General features: G+C 43.6%; 11 protein-coding genes. 3 read left to right on the top strand and 8 right to left on the bottom strand.

Features of this window, described 5'->3' with window-relative positions:
* Window positions 1-124: 124 nt before the first annotated feature.
* The 3 genes from KSX81_RS17095 to KSX81_RS17085 all read right to left on the bottom strand — a co-directional run bounded on the left by KSX81_RS17095 (window position 125) and on the right by KSX81_RS17085 (window position 4,412).
* Window positions 125-1,873, bottom strand: coding sequence for a pectinesterase family protein (locus KSX81_RS17095; RefSeq protein WP_171035768.1), 1,749 nt, complete (start codon window positions 1,871-1,873; stop codon window positions 125-127).
* Between the two features lie 358 nt (window positions 1,874-2,231).
* Entirely contained in the window at window positions 2,232-3,203 is a 972-nt protein-coding gene (locus KSX81_RS17090; protein WP_004301505.1) for a pectinesterase family protein, read from the bottom strand.
* A gap of 9 nt (window positions 3,204-3,212) precedes the next feature.
* Window positions 3,213-4,412, bottom strand: a complete 1,200-nt coding sequence (locus KSX81_RS17085) for a glycoside hydrolase family 88 protein (RefSeq protein WP_004320969.1) — start codon at window positions 4,410-4,412, stop codon at window positions 3,213-3,215.
* Between the two features lie 301 nt (window positions 4,413-4,713).
* Here KSX81_RS17085 and KSX81_RS17080 point away from each other — a divergent pair, with 301 nt between their 5' ends.
* The 3 genes from KSX81_RS17080 to KSX81_RS17070 all read left to right on the top strand — a co-directional run bounded on the left by KSX81_RS17080 (window position 4,714) and on the right by KSX81_RS17070 (window position 8,954).
* Window positions 4,714-6,120 carry a PTS galactitol transporter subunit IIC gene (locus tag KSX81_RS17080; protein ID WP_004301502.1) on the top strand — a complete coding sequence of 469 codons (1,407 nt, stop codon included), beginning with the start codon at window positions 4,714-4,716 and terminating at the stop codon, window positions 6,118-6,120.
* Between the two features lie 67 nt (window positions 6,121-6,187).
* Window positions 6,188-7,108: a 5-dehydro-4-deoxy-D-glucuronate isomerase gene (gene kduI, locus KSX81_RS17075; protein ID WP_004301501.1), complete on the top strand. Its 921-nt coding sequence runs from the start codon at window positions 6,188-6,190 to the stop codon at window positions 7,106-7,108.
* Window positions 7,109-7,436: 328 nt separating this feature from the next.
* Window positions 7,437-8,954: an MFS transporter gene (locus KSX81_RS17070; RefSeq protein WP_004301500.1), complete on the top strand. Its 1,518-nt coding sequence runs from the start codon at window positions 7,437-7,439 to the stop codon at window positions 8,952-8,954.
* Window positions 8,955-9,353: 399 nt separating this feature from the next.
* Here KSX81_RS17070 and KSX81_RS17065 read toward each other — a convergent pair whose 3' ends face one another.
* The 5 genes from KSX81_RS17065 to KSX81_RS17045 form a co-directional block, all read right to left on the bottom strand.
* Entirely contained in the window at window positions 9,354-12,875 is a 3,522-nt protein-coding gene (locus KSX81_RS17065; RefSeq protein ID WP_004301499.1) for an AAA domain-containing protein, read from the bottom strand.
* Window positions 12,838-13,674 carry a twin-arginine translocase subunit TatC gene (tatC, locus tag KSX81_RS17060; RefSeq protein ID WP_004301498.1) on the bottom strand — a complete coding sequence of 279 codons (837 nt, stop codon included), beginning with the start codon at window positions 13,672-13,674 and terminating at the stop codon, window positions 12,838-12,840. Before tatC ends, KSX81_RS17065 begins: the two co-directional genes overlap by 38 nt.
* A gap of 17 nt (window positions 13,675-13,691) precedes the next feature.
* Window positions 13,692-13,913, bottom strand: a complete 222-nt coding sequence (tatA, locus tag KSX81_RS17055; RefSeq protein WP_004301497.1) for a twin-arginine translocase TatA/TatE family subunit — start codon at window positions 13,911-13,913, stop codon at window positions 13,692-13,694.
* Between the two features lie 157 nt (window positions 13,914-14,070).
* Complete coding sequence (locus tag KSX81_RS17050; protein ID WP_015532379.1) at window positions 14,071-16,611, bottom strand: bifunctional UDP-N-acetylmuramoyl-tripeptide:D-alanyl-D-alanine ligase/alanine racemase; 2,541 nt, start codon at window positions 16,609-16,611, stop codon at window positions 14,071-14,073.
* Window positions 16,587-17,606, bottom strand: a complete 1,020-nt coding sequence (locus KSX81_RS17045; protein ID WP_004301494.1) for a GSCFA domain-containing protein — start codon at window positions 17,604-17,606, stop codon at window positions 16,587-16,589. Before KSX81_RS17045 ends, KSX81_RS17050 begins: the two co-directional genes overlap by 25 nt.
* Window positions 17,607-17,722 lie beyond the last annotated feature (116 nt).

Genomic DNA, 17,722 nt, shown 5'->3' with positions numbered 1-17,722 from the left:
CTTTTATGCAATCTTTAGCGGCTATTTAACAGAATCGAGCCATTCTATAGGACAAGTGATCTATTGTCTTTTATATATCCATTGTTTTTTGCTTAGTAATTCATTTCTTTACATATTCGTCAAGTCAACGTTTCACTGTTATCAGTTTGTTTCCGTCCGCTACCGGATTCCATCCATCTTCGCCTGCCAGTACAGTCGTAATCTCGTATCCTTGTAGGTTTTTCAGTTGTTGGGAGAAAGCGGCACGCGCTTTCGGATTGGCTCCTTCGCCCCGGCTCTCATATTCGGCATAGAAGACTGTCTTTTCGTTCTCTTTCTTGCCCCAGTTATTCCAGCCGACAGGGAGAATGTGCTTACCCAGTTCGCAACGGATAAATACAGCTTGCGCATACGGACGCCAGGGACGAGACAGATATACTTTTGTAGCTTCCGGTTCCGCAGTCAGTTTGCAATCATAGAATACATAGCCATATTTTTTTCCTTTATCTGTAGAGGGAGCGGTGACATAACCATCCCGTTTGCTATGAATGTGACAACGGTTGAAAACAGCCGTAGACCAGCCGAAGATAAAATCAACCGTTCCTTCGATGTAGCAGTCTTCATAATATTGGCGGCTTTGCTTGCTGTATGTATAGAGGGTATCTTGGAAGCCGAGGAAACGACAGTTCTTAAAATAGACACGATCGGCAGATACGAAACAGACAACTGCTTGTCCTACGGGACCTGATGAGTTCTCGAATGTGATATTCTCCGCATAAAAATCGGGGGCATAGATGTAACAGCTGGACGAACCGGAAGTTCCCATGTTCTCGCCGAATACATTTTTCTTGTTTGCAAAACCGTCATAAGTCAGTATCGCACCGTCTTCTCCAATCAAAGAGATATTAATCTTGGATTCAGGGATGATGAGCTTCTCTTTATAAGTTCCTTTACGAATCAGGATAGTGGTACGAACGTCTTTGCGAAAATCGGGAACAGCATTGATAGCTTCCTGCACGGTAAAGAAATCACCGCTACCGTCTTGGGCCACTACATAATCGAATTGACGGATATATTTCGCCAGTTCCGGAATTTCCTTGCCGATGGCATCCACTGCCAGTCCGGCAATTGTTCGTGCTCCGTATACGTTTAAATGAGTATTGTCTTCACGACCTTTCGGGAAAGCCGGCACCTGATTGGGTTCGACAAACATGAATAGTTTCTTTGATTCTACAGGTCCAAGTCCCTGCACCAGGTCATGAGTAATCTTGTTCATGTCGATGAAAGTCACTCCCAGTTCTTTTGCCACATTGCGGGGAGCATCCAGATAGGCGCCATGCGTATCGAATAAAACAGTTCCTTCTTTCGGTTGTTCCTTTTCCCCCGGTGTACGGCGGACATCTTTTGCGATGGCATCATCCTTCGGCTGCACAAAGTTCCGACGGACGATAGAGTTGAACAATACCGGTATTCCACCTTTGGCACGGGTCTCATTCACATACCGGCGAAGAATTTCATCAAAAGTACTGCCCGGATCGGTGTGACGGGTAGAGTCTGCTTTCTCATCATTATGACCGAACTGAATAAAAACGTAATCTCCTTTTTTCACTTTAGAAATTACTTTTTCCCAACGTCCTTCACTGATAAAACTCTTGGAACTTCGACCGTTGGCAGCATGGTTGTCTATCCGTATATCTTCGGAGAAGAATCCGGGAAGCACCATTCCCCAACCACGTTCGGGGTTTCCTCCATCCATTTTCTTGTTAGCCATCGTCGAATCGCCTATCATAAAGATAGTGATGACCGGTTTATCTGCACGAAATGCAGAAAAAAGAATAAGAGCCGTTGCAAGTAGCCCTACCATTTTAACCCTAAGTGTTTTCATATTCTTCATCCCCTCTTACGAGTTTTATTTTTTGTTTTTATCTGCCACCTGCAACGTTTTGCTTGTATCTTACTTGCAATCAACCGATTGCAGCGTTGCAGATACTGTTGCAGATACCGTTGCAGATGTTTATCTGCAACACCTTATATAATCCTGTTTTGCACGCAGACAAATTCAGTTTCCACGTATAGGAACTACAGTTTCCCCGGTAAGAAACGCTAGTTTCCACGTAGAGATACGACAGTTCCCACATAGGGAAACTGCAGTTTCCTGCCTTGGAACGGGAATTTCAAGCCAGGAAAGCAAATGCCCAAGCCCGGAAACAAAAATTTCAAGCTGCATAAACAGTCGGAAAACCTACGTATTTTTATTTATAAGGATACCAATTACTGCTTTCCTTAAAGATATTTTGCGGAGTATACTTCATTGCCTCCTTATTTGTCAACTGTTTAGCCCATGCCACACGCCCGGAAGTATCTGCGCCCGCACCCGTATTTCCGAATTCGGCATAACGGGCTGTCTTTTCGTTCTCCGGATTCCTCCAATTGTGCCATCCTTCGGGACGGATATGATTACCAAACTCACAATTGATAAAGACCGTTGCCGCATAAGGACGCCACGGACGACCCAAATATACTTTTTTCACTCCCGGAGCGGCTGTCAGCTTACAGTTTTTAAATACATAACCGAATTCTTCACTTTGAGGAGTGGAAGCGGCAGTGATATACGAATCACGTTTACTATGCAGTTCGCAATATTCGAATAGAGCGGTGGAAGGACCAAAAATAAAATCGGTAGTTCCCTCGATATAGCAATTCGTGAATAAGAGACGCGCTCCTTCTGTTCCTGTATAAATAGTATCCTGATTTCCCAAGAAACGACAGTTGACAAACATCAGTCTGTCACCTTCGGTGTGAAGAGCTACCGCTTGCCCCAGTGGAGCCGCATTATTTTCAATCGTCAGGTCTTTGAAAGTGATGTCATTTCCCTCCACTTTTACCGTATAGGTGCGGAAAGTACCCATCTTATTGATATTGGCATGGTCATCATAAGTGATAATCGTTTTTTCTGCACTTTCGCCCACTAATTGCACATTCTTTACCCAGGAAGGAATGACCAGCTTTTCTTTGTATATACCGTTCTTGATATAGATCGTCACCGTATAATCCATAAAAGCACGGACAGCTTCCACGGCTTCCTGAATGTTACGATACTCCCCTGTCCCGTCGCGTGCCACGACTAATGTGTCTTTGCGTTGCTGTTGTTGTGCATAAACAGATGTTGCTCCCACACCCAGTAGAAGCAAACACATCATTCCTTTAAAAATAGTCCTTTTCATTGTCGGAAATTACTTTTGTAAACGTTCGTATTCCAAGCTAGCCATAATAAAAGGTCCTACGGCTTTAGGATCGTTATTGCGGATAGTTTCATTAATATAATAGTCATAATCGCCGGAACGATATACCTTTCCTCCCAATCCTGCCACTGCACAAGCCTTGGTGATGGTTACCAATCCGTTCTTGTCTACTTCGATAAAATTATCCAGGAATCCTTTGTAGCCTTTCAATGCCACATCCAGATAAGACTTATCAATATATCCCAAACGAACCGCCTTAAAGAGCGAATAAATGAACATAGCGGAACAAGAAGATTCTACGTAATTACCCTTATCACCACTCCGATCCATCACCTGATACCATCCTCCGGTCTTCGGGTCCTGAAGTTTCTTCACCTGCACAGCTACATTATTCAATATATCAAGCAGGGAATCTCTTCCGGCTTCATGCTGCGGAATAAATTCGAGCACATCCACCAATGCCATCGCATACCATCCCATTGCACGTCCCCATGTATGTTTCGACTGTCCGGTCACCGGGTCCGCCCAACGTTGAGTGCGGCTTACATCGCACGCATGACGATAAAGACCATTTTTAGGATCGTACGTATGACGGGCACAAGTGACAAACTGGTTGATTACATCTGCATAGTCCTGCGGAAGATTATTACGGAATGCATATTCCGCGTAGAAAGGAGCTCCCATGTAAATTCCGTCCAGCCACATTTGGTGGGGATAAATCTTTTTATGCCAAAAACCACCGTCCTCATTACGCGGTTGTCCTTCAAACTGGCTATAAAGCAGGTCGAGTGCTTTCTTATATTTAGGATTCTTGGTCTGCTCATAGATACGGAAAAGGATTTTTCCGGAGTTGATACGGTCAAGACTGTAATCGGTTAATTTATAAGCGGTAATGCTTCCGTCCTCGTGCACCATTGTATCCGCATACGCGATGGCGTAATCGCGAATTTTCTTGTCGCCATAAGCGTCGTACACATCGAGCATGGCTCCCAGTTCAAGTCCGTGGCAATAATCCCACTTCAGTTTCGGCTGAAAGTCGAGCTGCCAGGATTCGGGGTAACGGATCATTTCCGATTCAGTCAGTCGTACAGACCAGGGAAGCTTGCTGTCTACCTGTTGTGCCGATACGGAAGCGGTCATTGTAACCAATAAAGCCACTATAAAAAAATTATAAAAAGGAGTTCGTCTCATGGTTTGTTATTTTAAGGATTCAACATAGTCTTTTTTCACGCTACGAAAGTAGTGTTTTTCCTCCAAACCGAGTGGGATTTTTTAGTCAAGTAGGTGCATTTTTTGTTTTTCGTGCACGGAAACGACTAATTTTGTGCACGCAAACGTCAAAAATGTCCATTTTTGATGCAATATCTCATAAATTAAGAGTTTCGTTTTGGAAGAAAGCAAAAAAGGTCTTACTTTTGGCACGGTTTACAACTAATACCCTCTGGGGAAACACAGGTAATTTATCATTAAAACAGAGAAAAAATAGAACAGAATGGAAGAAGTATTTAAGTACATTATCGGTCTTGGAGCGGCAGTAATGATGCCAATCATTTTCACGATTTTAGGAGTATGTATCGGTATTAAACTTCCCAAAGCGCTGAAGAGCGGTTTGTTGGTTGGTGTCGGTTTCGTTGGTTTATCAGTAGTGACGGCATTGCTCACCAGCAGTCTGGGTCCGGCATTAAGTAAAATGGTTGAAATCTACGGATTGGAATTGGGAATTTTCGACATGGGTTGGCCTTCTGCTGCGGCGGTAGCTTACAACACTTCAGTCGGTGCTTTCATTATCCCTGTTTGCTTGGGAGTTAACTTATTAATGTTGCTTACCAAAACAACCCGTACCGTCAATATCGACCTTTGGAACTATTGGCACTTCGCATTTATCGGTGCTATCGTCTACTTTGCTTCCGACAATATCTATTGGGGATTCTTCGCTGCCATCATCTGTTACATCATTACATTGGTAATGGCTGATATGACTGCTCCTGCTTTCCAGAAGTTCTATGATAAAATGGACGGTATCTCTATTCCTCAACCGTTCTGCCAAAGTTTCGTTCCGTTTGCTATTGTAATCAATAAACTATTGGATAAAATTCCGGGATTCGACAAACTGAATATCGATTCTGAAGGTATGAAAAAGAAATTCGGATTGATGGGTGAACCGTTGTTCTTGGGTATTGTAATCGGTTGCGGTATCGGCGCATTGGGTTGTGCCAGCTGGAAAGAAGTATTGGATAATATTCCGGGCATTTTAGGACTGGGTATCAAGATGGGTGCGGTGATGGAATTGATTCCACGTATCACCAGCCTTTTTATCGAAGGTTTGAAACCGATCTCTGACGCTACCCGCGAACTGATCGCTAAGAAATATAAGAATAACACCGGATTGAGCATCGGTATGAGCCCTGCACTGGTTATCGGTCACCCGACTACCCTGGTGGTATCTCTGCTGTTGATCCCTGTCACTATCTTCCTGGCTGTTATCCTTCCGGGCAACCGTTTCTTACCGTTGGCTTCTCTGGCAGGTATGTTCTACCTGTTCCCGATGATTCTGCCTATTACAAAAGGTAACGTAGTGAAATCATTTATTATCGGTCTGGTGGCATTGATTGTAGGTCTGTATTTCGTAACAGGACTGGCAGGCTTCTTTACACTGGCTGCTAAAGATGTATACGAAGCAACAGGCGACCCGACAGTAAACATCCCCGCCGGTTTTGAAGGCGGCGCGCTTGACTTTGCTTCCAGTCTCTTCTGCTGGGGTATCTTCCACCTGACTTACAGTCTGAAGATTATCGGCCCTGCCATCCTCGTGGCACTGGCACTCGGAATGGCTATCTACAACCGTATCCGCATGACTAGAAACGACGCAAAGAACGCATTGAACAGTAATAAGGAATAAGTCGAAAAGCCTTTAACTGATAATAATAAGTGGTATATAATATATAACTCAATAAAAAACTCGAAAGATGAAAAAATTAGCAATTGCAATGATGTTGGGTATCGCAGCAATGTCTGCCTCCGCCCAGGTGAATTACAAGATGCAAGTGGCTTGCAGCCCGCAAGACGTGAAAACGTATGATACTAACCGCTTGCGCAGTAGCTTCCTGATGGAAAAAGTAATGGTTCCGAACGAAATCAACGTTACTTATTCTATGTACGATCGTCTGATCTTCGGTGGCGCAGTACCTGCAACAAAAGAATTGGTACTTGAAACAATCGACCCGCTGAAATCTAAATTCTTCCTCGAACGCCGCGAACTGGGTGTCATCAACATTGGTGGCGAAGGTATCGTAACCGTAGACGGTAAAGAATATACGTTGAAATTCAAAGATGCTCTGTACGTAGGTAGAGGCAAGCAGAAAGTGACTTTCAAGAGCAAAGATTCCAGCAATCCTGCCAAATTCTACATCAACTCGGCTACTGCCCACAAGGAATACAAGACTCAATTGATTACTATCGACGGACGTAAAGGTTCTCTGAAAGCAAACTCATTCGCTGCCGGAAAGCTGGAAGAAAGCAACGACCGCGTTATCAACCAGTTGATTGTTAACAACGTACTTGAGGAAGGTCCTTGCCAATTGCAAATGGGATTGACAGAACTAAAACCGGGTAGCGTATGGAACACCATGCCGGCACACACTCACTCTCGTCGTGTAGAAGCATACTTCTACTTCAATGTACCGGCAGGAAATGCTATCTGCCACTTCATGGGCGAACCTCAAGAAGAACGCGTCGTATGGATGCAGAACGAACAAGCTATCATGTCACCGGAATGGTCTATCCACGCTGCTGCCGGAACAAGCAACTATATGTTTATCTGGGGTATGGCAGGTGAAAACCTCGACTACGGAGACATGGACAAGATCAAATATACAGAAATGCGCTAACCGTTGCGTATTCCTGTATGACATATAATTTTTCAGACGCAGATAACGCGGATAGCACGGATCAAAAAATAAGAATCCGCATTATCCGCGTCATCTGCGTCTAAAAGATTAGACTCATTTGCTCTTGATTCACAAACTCGTTTATCTTCTTTCTGTATTACCCCCAACGTTGCAAATGATAATGCTATGAGACATTTTTATATCCTTTGAAACAAATAGCATATATAATGCAACGAATAATACATGATTTTGACCAATTTTTACAAATAAAATTCAGTCGAAATACCGACCTTTGTCAACGAAACAAAATCTATTTAAATCCATTATCATGAATGCATTTCAAAAAACAGGCGAAAAGATGACAAACTACAGATGGACCATCTGTGCTATGCTATTTTTTGCTACTACAGTTAACTATCTCGACCGTCAGGTTCTCTCATTGACGTGGGATGAATTTATCAAACCGGAATTCCACTGGGACGAATCTCACTACGGTACTATTACTTCTGTTTTCTCCATTGTATACGCTATATGTATGCTGTTTGCCGGTCGTTTTGTCGACTGGATGGGAACTAAAAAAGGATTTTTATGGGCTATCGGTGTCTGGTCGGCAGGTGCTTGTCTTCATGCCGTTTGTGGTATTGTCACAGAAGCACAAGTTGGACTTCATAGTGCAGCAGAACTGGCCGGTGCCACAGGAGATGTGGTAGTGACTATTGCTACGGTCAGTATGTACTGCTTCCTCGCCGCCCGCTGTATTCTCGCTTTAGGAGAAGCCGGTAACTTCCCTGCTGCTATTAAAGTAACTGCAGAGTACTTCCCTAAAAAAGACCGTGCTTATGCTACTTCTATCTTTAATGCCGGTGCATCTATCGGAGCATTGATCGCTCCTCTTACCATTCCTATTCTGGCAAAAATGTTCGGTTGGGAAATGGCATTTATCGTAATTGGTGGACTTGGCTTTATCTGGATGGGATTCTGGGTGTTTATGTATGATGCCCCGTCGAAAAGCAAACATGTCAATCAGGCAGAGCTTGACTACATCGAGCAAGATAATCGCGAAGCAGGCAGTGCTCCAATGACAGACGAGAAAGATGAAAAGAGAATGAAGTTCTGGCAATGTTTCAGCTACAAACAAACATGGGCCTTTGTCTTCGGTAAGTTCATGACTGACGGCGTATGGTGGTTCTTCCTTTTCTGGACTCCGTCTTATCTGAATACACAATTCGGTATCAAAACCTCCGACCCGCTGGGTATGGCGTTGATCTTTACGCTTTATGCAGTGACTATGTTATCTATCTATGGTGGTAAACTACCTACTATCTTCATCAACAGAACAGGTATGAATCCGTATGCAGCCCGTATGAAAGCGATGCTAATCTTCGCCTTCTTCCCGCTGGTTGTACTGTTAGCACAACCGTTAGGTACTGTTTCTCCATGGTTCCCGGTTATCTTAATCGGTATTGGTGGAGCTGCTCATCAATCCTGGTCGGCCAATATATTCTCTACCGTAGGCGATATGTTCCCAAGAACAGCTATTGCAAGTATCACCGGTATAGGTGGTATGGCAGGAGGCGTAGGCTCTATGATTCTTCAGAAAGTGGCAGGTAACTTGTTCGTATATGCTTCCGGAACAACGATGATCGACGGCAAAGAGGTGGAAATGACAAAAGAATTACTCGAACAAGGAGCACAATTCGTACACCCAGCCATGACATTCATGGGATTCGAAGGCAAACCAGCCGGATATTTCGTTATCTTCTGCGTATGTGCAGTAGCTTATCTGTTGGGTTGGGTTATCATGAAGGCATTAGTTCCGAAATACAAACCTATCGTATTAGAGTAAATCTATTCGAACAGATAGAATCATTAAAAACAAAAGAGTAACTCGTCGCCGAGTTACTCTTTTGTTTTAGCCAATTATTCAAAAAAATGAAAAATGAAAAAATAAAAAAGCCTCTTCTCACGAAGAAGGCTTTTTAGGTTTACTTATCCTGCATCATCCTCCTGCAAAATTTTTAACCGAAACACTAGAAACAGTGTTTTTGCATTCCTATAATGAAGTATAGTAAACGTTAAGATGAAAAAAAGGGAAGTCTCACGACTTCCACAATTCTTCTAACCTTAAATCTAAATCTCTATGAAAAAAACGTGTTGCAAATATAGACGTTTGTTCAACATAGAGGTGTTAATGAATTGCATAAAGAGAGAATAAAAACTAACATCTGCAAAATGATGCAATTTTTCAGAAGCTTTCTATTAATTTTAATAAACTTTTATAGAGTGGATTGCGTTCGAGTAGTTCGGGAACTCCTGTAATGAACATCTGTTTTCTTGCACGGGTCAAGGCAACATTCAGTTTCCGGTCGATCAAAACACCCTCTTCTTCCGTCAGATTGGATAGAAATTTTAGTTGGTAAGGGTAGTTGACACAGAAGGAATAGATTATTACATCACGCTCGCTTCCCTGGAACCGTTCTACTGTGTCAACTAGAATTCGGTTCAGAGCTGGAATACCTAATGATTCTATTTCTTTTTTTATCAATGCTATCTGACTCCGGTAAGGGGTAATGATCCCTAAAGTACGGGATTCGTCAAAATCTGTCCGATGATCTTCATAAATGCGAGCAGCTAAGTCGGCAACAATACGTGCTTCTGAATAGTTGATCTTTGCAGATGTTCCGGCCTTCTCCGGCACAGAGGGATAAAAAGCCAAACGACAAATGGTATCGGATGATTCTATTTGGTGAGGTAGGCCGACAGGGATCAGACGCCCTCCATAAAAGGCACGATTAGCAAACAAAGCAACTTCCGGATGCATTCGCCCTTGACGGCACAGCATATCGTAGGAGCGATGAACCGTTGCAGTACAGTTCCGGTAGAGGCGTTCAAACAAGGAATCTTTCAAATTGGTCAACCCGATAGACAGTAAAGATTCATCATAAATGGCCGATTGCTCCGTATTTTGCTGTACCACAGCAGGCAGTTGTTTATGATCTCCGATCAAGACAAACTTATCTATTGCATCTTTTCCGTCTTCTCCACGTGCACAGAGGATACCCAACAACTGCGGTTCCAATATTTGGGTAGCCTCATCAATAATGGCTACATCAAAATGCTTCAAACGAAACAGTTCCGGTTTGCCGGAAATAGCCGCTACCGTTCCCACAATAATCCGACAATTCCGGATGCGTTCGTACACTTCCGAACGACGGTTACAAGAGGATAATTCATTTTCAATCAGATGCCCGCGGTAGGCTTCATCACATGATAATTCACTTCCCACACGTATAAAATCAACAGCCGGAGCAATGGAAGCCAGCGACTTGCATATCTCATCGACAGCCCGGTTGGTGTATGAAAGCAAAAGAATCTGCGCATCTTTATCTGCATGAAAAGTCTCTACCATTTTCTTCAGGGCACATGAAGTTTTGCCTGTTCCCGGAGGCCCGATAAGAAGGAAATAATCCTGTGCGGCTTTTGCTTTCAAGGCGATTCGCGTAAAATCGTCTTCCGAACGGGAAATCATAGGATCCAATGATTCATCAAACCGAGGAGGACGCTGTGACAGCAACAAGTCACGGCGTTCCTTCCTTGCAGAAAGATAAATATATAACCCCTGATACATCGAGCGGAATGTTGTATCCATTGTATCATGTTCTATCGCATAAAGGCTTTCGGCAGGAAGTACGGATGGATTCTGCTGGGTAGCACGTAAGCGAATACCTATTTCGTTTTCTGTCAGGTATTCAATATTACCCTTGAAAACCATTTTATTGGTAACGTTATCTGTATCGCGGTTACGTTCATAAAGGATAATGGCATCGCCTTGACGGAAATTAGGTAGAGAAGTCTCTGTTTCAAGAGCTTCACTTCTGACAGTCTTACTTGCAGAGGCTCCATTTCCAAGAATATCATTTCCAATAGCTTTATCTCCGGTAATGTCATTTCCAATAGCTTTATCTCCAGTAATGTCATTTATGGTAGCCTCATTCAACAAAGTTTCCCCAGCCTTTTCCTTTTTAAAGAAAGAAAAAGTAAGTCCGGCTTTATGTTCATCGGCCGCATGATTCTCCTTTATTTTCAAATCATAAATGATTTCTCCGGCCTCGCATTTCTCCGCTAATGTAGAAAGCCATAAAGAAGCTGCCCCGGTACGTCCTTCATAATCCACATCACCGGATTTTGAGGTATAAAGTTCCTTTGTAATAAAGTTATACACCGCATAGAAGTAATTCTTTTCCAGTGGAGAAAGAGCTTTCAGTTTCGATTGAAAGTTATCAATAGAGGGACGCAGGTATGTTTCCCAAAAACGTCCTTTCAATCCTCGTTCATTCAAGGTGGAGGCATTGATTTCTTCCAGTTTTTGTGCCGTATATTCCAGACTATTGCGTAATTGGACGCCATATTCATCGGCCACAATGCGGTTACGCAAATCAATCACCCGACGTACCATCGCCCACGAAGGACGGGAGGGATAAAGGAGCGGATAACGGGTATAAAGCAAATAGGCTTTCACTTTCCGGTGATCCATTCCCATTGAATATTGCAAGACTGCTTGATAAAGTAACATCTGTACTTTATTATTCTCCTTCGGCTCTACCTTGCCCCGGATAGCGTATTCATCCGCCTTGCCGGATTTCATTTCTATGAAAGAAGACATATCCCGCTGCATATAGTCGAGACGTCCCTGAAGTCCGAGTGCTTCACAGATATAAGACGGTTCAAGCACGGCATCTGTCTTGTCCAGTTCATAACCGGCTGCATGAAAGGTATCATTAACCGTTTCACGAATATGATCGAAGTGCAGTTTGCAGTCCTCAAAGAATTGGCGTTCTTTCTCTTTGTCGCGCAAATCGGAACAGGCAGCCAGCTCAATAGGATAACGCCGGAAGGCTTTCTGCATACAGGTACGATAATCTATGTCTTCACTCTTCGCATGAATCCATTCGTCCAGAAAAAGATTGGCTATATTTCCCAGTAACAGAGGCCGGGCATTTTCGATCGGTTGAAGACGGGAAAGAAAATAATTGGCCGGATGATGCCCGTAATCACGGAAACACTCTGCCAAAGAACTGATGTCAAGTAAATAATCCGGTTCGAGTACAATGAAAGAAGGAGTCAGGATTCCTGTCTCATCCACTGCAACATCCAATAAATTGACCTGGGCATGACGCCAAAGCAATTTGCACGTTTCTGCAAACTCTTCATTTATTTGAGGGATATTATAACGAACTAAATATGGTTTCTCCGAGACTTCGTCCAAGGGAGTCACATACAAATATTGCTCGTCAGCATACTGGAAGCAGACACGCATTCGCTGCACTCGTTCGCGGGCAGGAGACGCAACCAGGTAGGTAGCATCCGCACGCGGAAGTAGCCGGTATAGTTCCATGGGAATATCCTCTTCCAGGAGTTTACGAATAAAGAAAGCTAACGTTTTCGCATCGCGCAAGAGTTGTTCCCGGTTGGGCTCCTGCTGGCGGTTCAAGATAGCATTCGAAGTGAGCCGGAAAGTATGCAGCCGGTTCTGCTCTGCAACAGAAAGACCGACCTTAGCCGCCACGAAACTGATTCGTGCGGAAAGGTCGGTCATCTGTAAACTTTCGTTTTGCATTTGCGCGCGACAAATACGCTCCAGCAAGTCGCGCATTTGCTTATATCCTACGGCAAGATAAGCATCTTCCGCCCGGCAAACTGCTAAAAGGATTTCATAAGATTCTATCGCTTCACTCTTCGGACAGGGCAACTTCATCTCCAGCTTCATCTTCAACTTCCTCTTCTGTTTTCTTCTTGTCCTTTATCATCAAAATACTCATCTCGTACAACAGATAAAGCGGAATAGCGACAACACTCAAGGTGAACGGGTCGCCCGTCGGAGTAATAATAGCAGCAGCTATCACTATGACGACAACCGCATGACGGCGGTATTTCCGCAGGAAGGACTTGTTGACCACTCCCATTAAAGAAAGCAACCATGTAACCAATGGAAGTTCAAAAGCCAATCCCATGCAGAGAATCAGCATCATAAAATTGTCGATATAAGAATTGAGCGACAGGATATTCTCCACTTCCGAACTCAACTGATAAGTAGAAAGGAAACGGAGAGTCAACGGATAAACCATAAAGTAGCCCAACAGTACACCGATGAAGAACATCAGTGTTCCGATAGTCAATGCTTTACGCACGCCCTTTCTCTCATTCGGATAAAGGGCGGGATTGATGAAACGCCATATTTCAAAAAAGATATAAGGCATAGCCGTCACCACCGACATCCAAAATGCTGTCGACATGTGAATAAAGAAAGGAGCAGCCAAGTTGATATTGACCAGCTTCACATAAAATTGTTGCGTGAAGAAGTCATCGGTCAAATCAAATGTTTTACCGATATGCCGTAATAAATCGTAGAATATGAAATCATTGTGGCAAGGCGCAAGTATTACATGGTCGAAGAGGTAGGGCATAGCAATAAAATAGCCTATTGCCAATACAAACCAAACTCCAACTACCCGAAAAAGTACCTTACGCAGTTCGTCCAAATGATCCCAAAAGGTCATTTCTGCCATCCGTATGTTGTGCTCTTTTAGTTCTTAGAAGGATCTACAGGTTTGTCCAACTCGTCTTTAGCCTTGTTTATTTCATCTTTCGCTTCGTTTACACCGTCTTTGAAGCTCTTTACGCCTTTGCCTAATCCGCGCATCAATTCAGGAATTTTCTTTCCACCAAAAAGAAGAAGGATAACCAAAGCGATAATAATCCATTCGGAACCACTGGGCAAAAAGCCTAACAATAATAAGTTTGTCATAAGTTTATTTGATATAAGAGGTTTTTAATAGTTGCTGCAAATATAATCATTTTCACCACAGATTACACGGATTCACACAGATTTATAGCTTATCTTTCGATTTATTGCTACTATATATTCTCTTCAATCTGTGTGAATCCGTGTAATCTGTGGTGAATTAATCCTGATAATATACCCGTTTCACCCGTGTCGATATACTTGTCAACACTTCATAAGGAATCGTTTCCAGCTTATCGGACAACACCGTAATCGGCAGATCATCACCGAAGATGATAGCCTGATCGCCTTCCCGACAATCAATATCCGTCACATCGATCATGCAAACGTCCATACAGATATTCCCTACATAAGGAGCTTTCTTTCCGTTCACCAGGCAATAGGCGTTGCCGCGTCCCAAGTGGCGGTTCAGTCCATCCGCATAACCGATAGGAATAGCTGCAATGCGTGAAGGGCGTACCAAATGCCCCATCCGGCTATATCCTACCGTATCTTCTTGAGGAACATCCCGGATCTGAAGGATGGTAGTCTTGAGCGTACTTACATTATGTATTATCGAATTGTCTATCGGGCTGACTCCATAAAGTCCGATTCCCAAGCGCACCATATCGTACTGTGCTTCGGGGAAACGTTCGATTCCTGCCGTATTACAGATATGACGGAGAATCTTATGAGAGAAGGCGGCCTGCAATTCTTGCGAACCTTTCTCGAACAATTCAATCTGTCCGCGGGTGAAAGCGTCGAACTGTGACGAATCACTTCCTACAAAATGAGAGAATACCGAACGGGGAATCACCGCGCTCTGATTCTTCAGTCGACGGATAAGCAATGGAATATCCTCTACCGCAAAGCCCAAACGGTGCATACCTGTATCAAGTTTCACATGAATGGGGAAGTTGGTGATTCCTTCTTTCTCCGCAGCTTTGATAAGTGCGTCGAGCAGATGGAAATTATAGACTTCCGGTTCCAGTTTATAATCAAACATGGTTTTGAATGCGGTAAGTTCCGGGTCCATAATGATAATAGAGGCGGTAATGCCTGCCTTGCGGAGTTCGGAACCTTCGTCAGCAACGGCTACAGCCAGATAATCGACATGGTGTTCCTGCAAACTCTTGGCAATTTCATACGAACCGGCTCCGTAAGCTGATGCTTTCACCATACAGATCATCTTTGTTTCCGGATGGCGAAGCATAGAACGGTAATGGTTCAAGTTGGCTACCATCGCCCCGAGATTTACTTCAAGAATGGTTTCATGCACCTTCAATTCGAGGGCTTCGGATACCAAATCAAAGTTGAACACGCGGGAACCTTTCACCAAAATCACTTCCGAATGAAGCGATTTGAGTATATTGGATGCAAGGAGTGCTTCTGTGTTAGGAAAGAAATAGCGTTCGAGATCATCATTAAAACGGGCGGAACAAGAAGATATCTCCTGCCCTACTCCAATCAGTTTATTAATCCCTTTGCTCTGTACCAATTGTGCTACACGCCGATAAAGCGTAGCGGTACTTTGTCCGGTTTCCAGTATATCCGACAGGATAAGCGTCCGTTTCAAGCCTTTCTTTTCCGAGCGGCGTACAAGGAAATCGAGAGCAATATCCAATGATGCCAGGTCTGAATTGTAGCTATCATTAATCAGTACACAGTTATTCTTCCCTTCTTTCACCTCCAGACGCATGGCAATCGGTTCGAGACGGGCCATCCGCTCGGTTATCTGGTCGGCAGGTGTCATCAGGTAAAGACAAGCTGCCAGACAATTCAGTGCATTTTCAATGGAAGCGTCATCGATGAAAGGAATACAGAAAGTATTATCCATCTCCAGATAACGATAAGATATAACGGTATGATCTTCTTTCTTGGTCACACGGCTAATATACAACGGGCGTTCAATGTCGGTACGGCTCCAGGCAATCTCACGCGCCGTCAGCATTGATTTTGCGACACAATTACTGATTAACTCGTTATCACCGTTGTAAATCACGACATCACAGTCTTTGAAAAGCGTCAGCTTTTCCATGCATTTCTCCTGCAAGGAGAAGAAGTTTTCCTGATGGGCACCACCGATATTGGTCAGAATACCAATGGTAGGCTTAATCATTCGTTTCAAAGCTCCCATCTCCCCCATCTCGGAAATGCCGGCTTCGAAAATACCCAGTTCGGCTTCTTCAGAAAGTTGCCACACAGAAAGTGGGACTCCGATCTGCGAATTATAACTGCGTGGAGAACGAACGATGCAACGATCCGGGCTAAGTAACTGATGCAACCACTCCTTCACAATGGTTTTTCCATTACTGCCGGTGATACCAATCACAGGGATTTTAAATTTATCACGATGTGTTTCAGCAAGCTTCTGCAAAGCTTTCAGAGGATTGGGAACGATGAGGAAGTTGAGAGTTGAGAGTTGAGAATTGAGAGTGGGCTGCGCACCATCATGCTGCATAGAACTCTCAACTCTCAACTCTCCATTCTCAACTTCTTTAAAGTCTTCTTCCGTAATTACAAAATTACGTACGCCCCGGTCATATAAATCGGGGATATAACGGGCTCCGCTGTTTCGTTTGGTAGTTAAAGCAAAAAAAAGAGTTTCTTCCGGAAAACTCAAAGAGCGGCTGTCTGTTAGCAGCCAATCAATAGTCGCTTTATGTTTGCCCACACGGCGGGCACCGATACTTTTGGCTATGGATTCAATCGCATATGACATAGTTCTGTTTCTTTTTGAAAATCTAAGTACGGGTATTTTCCGATAAGTCGTTCTATTTTTAACACTATTTGTCCTAAAAAGCGTTGATACGCCTCTGATTCGGGATGAAAGGGTTTGTGCGCCAAGTCCCGGCGGATGTCTTGCACAGCTACGATAACCTGCTTTGTTTCAGGAGAAAAGAAGGTTTCGGAGAAGCGTTCCCACAGGTAACGAATCGCCAGAGGAGACGGATGCAACATGTCATCGGCATAGAAGCGATAATCACGTAATTCATCCAATATGATTTCATAAGAGGGGAAATAGAACACTCGTTCCGGAAACAGTTGTTGCAATCGGTCGATGGCGAGCAGCAGAGTCGATTTGCTTAACTGGTTGGCGTGCATCCCGTCGCGTATATGACGGATCGGGCTGACTGTAAACAACCATTTCAGATCCGGATTCCGGGCTGACATTTCGGTGATGAGTGCTGTATAATCTTCTACAATTTCTTCTACAGACAGCCGGTAACGCAAAAAGTGACTCTCCGGCAATTGATGGCAATTAGCTACCACTTGTCCACTCTCCTTTTGTTTATAAACGTAAGCAGTTCCCATTGTCACCATCAGCCAGTTCAATTCCGGCAGTTTTTTATAAGCGTGGTGAAGACGTGAATTTATGGCATGCAATGTCTCTTCGGGCGTAAAAGCAGAAAAAGAGCCATGATGCATCGGGCTATGCCATAAATCTTTGTAGGCAAACAGATCTTGTTTGTTGTATTCCTTATTTCTTATAATCTCCCTCAAAGCAGATGAGACGGACAAAGGATTATAAAGAATACCAAAAGGATTCAGGTCCAGTTGAAATCCGGCATCCATTAATTGTCGCCCGATATTTTCCGCAAAACAGGACCCCATCAGAAGAATATGATCTGCATGACTGACCGACGGCATCCCGGCAGGTAATTCTACAGATGTTTGAAAGTTCATACGATTTTCCATCATTTCATTACGTTTCATGTGCAAAAGTAATCAAAAAACTATTTCCGCCCTCTTTTTCCTCACGATTCAATAATCTTAGGAAGCATAGAAAAACAGATACGTCTTTATACCGGATAAGATTTTATAAAAAAAAG

This window comes from Bacteroides sp. MSK.18.37, from assembly GCF_019129155.2.
GTDB classification, from domain to species: Bacteria; Bacteroidota; Bacteroidia; order Bacteroidales; family Bacteroidaceae; genus Bacteroides; species Bacteroides ovatus.
This window is presented reverse-complemented; position numbering and strand designations above follow the sequence as displayed.

Bases quoted from the DNA above. Each gene is read 5' to 3' on its own strand.
- KSX81_RS17070 (WP_004301500.1), top strand. From the start codon at position 7,437: ATGAATGCATTTCAAAAAACAGGCGAAAAGATGACAAACTACAGATGG.
- kduI (WP_004301501.1), top strand. From the start codon at position 6,188: ATGAAAAAATTAGCAATTGCAATGATGTTGGGTATCGCAGCAATGTCT.
- KSX81_RS17045 (WP_004301494.1), bottom strand. From the start codon at position 17,606: ATGAAACGTAATGAAATGATGGAAAATCGTATGAACTTTCAAACATCT.
- KSX81_RS17085 (WP_004320969.1), bottom strand. From the start codon at position 4,412: ATGAGACGAACTCCTTTTTATAATTTTTTTATAGTGGCTTTATTGGTT.
- KSX81_RS17095 (WP_171035768.1), bottom strand. From the start codon at position 1,873: ATGAAGAATATGAAAACACTTAGGGTTAAAATGGTAGGGCTACTTGCA.
- tatA (WP_004301497.1), bottom strand. From the start codon at position 13,913: ATGACAAACTTATTATTGTTAGGCTTTTTGCCCAGTGGTTCCGAATGG.
- KSX81_RS17080 (WP_004301502.1), top strand. From the start codon at position 4,714: ATGGAAGAAGTATTTAAGTACATTATCGGTCTTGGAGCGGCAGTAATG.
- KSX81_RS17050 (WP_015532379.1), bottom strand. From the start codon at position 16,611: ATGTCATATGCGATTGAATCCATAGCCAAAAGTATCGGTGCCCGCCGT.
- KSX81_RS17090 (WP_004301505.1), bottom strand. From the start codon at position 3,203: ATGAAAAGGACTATTTTTAAAGGAATGATGTGTTTGCTTCTACTGGGT.
- KSX81_RS17065 (WP_004301499.1), bottom strand. From the start codon at position 12,875: ATGAAGCTGGAGATGAAGTTGCCCTGTCCGAAGAGTGAAGCGATAGAA.
- tatC (WP_004301498.1), bottom strand. From the start codon at position 13,674: ATGGCAGAAATGACCTTTTGGGATCATTTGGACGAACTGCGTAAGGTA.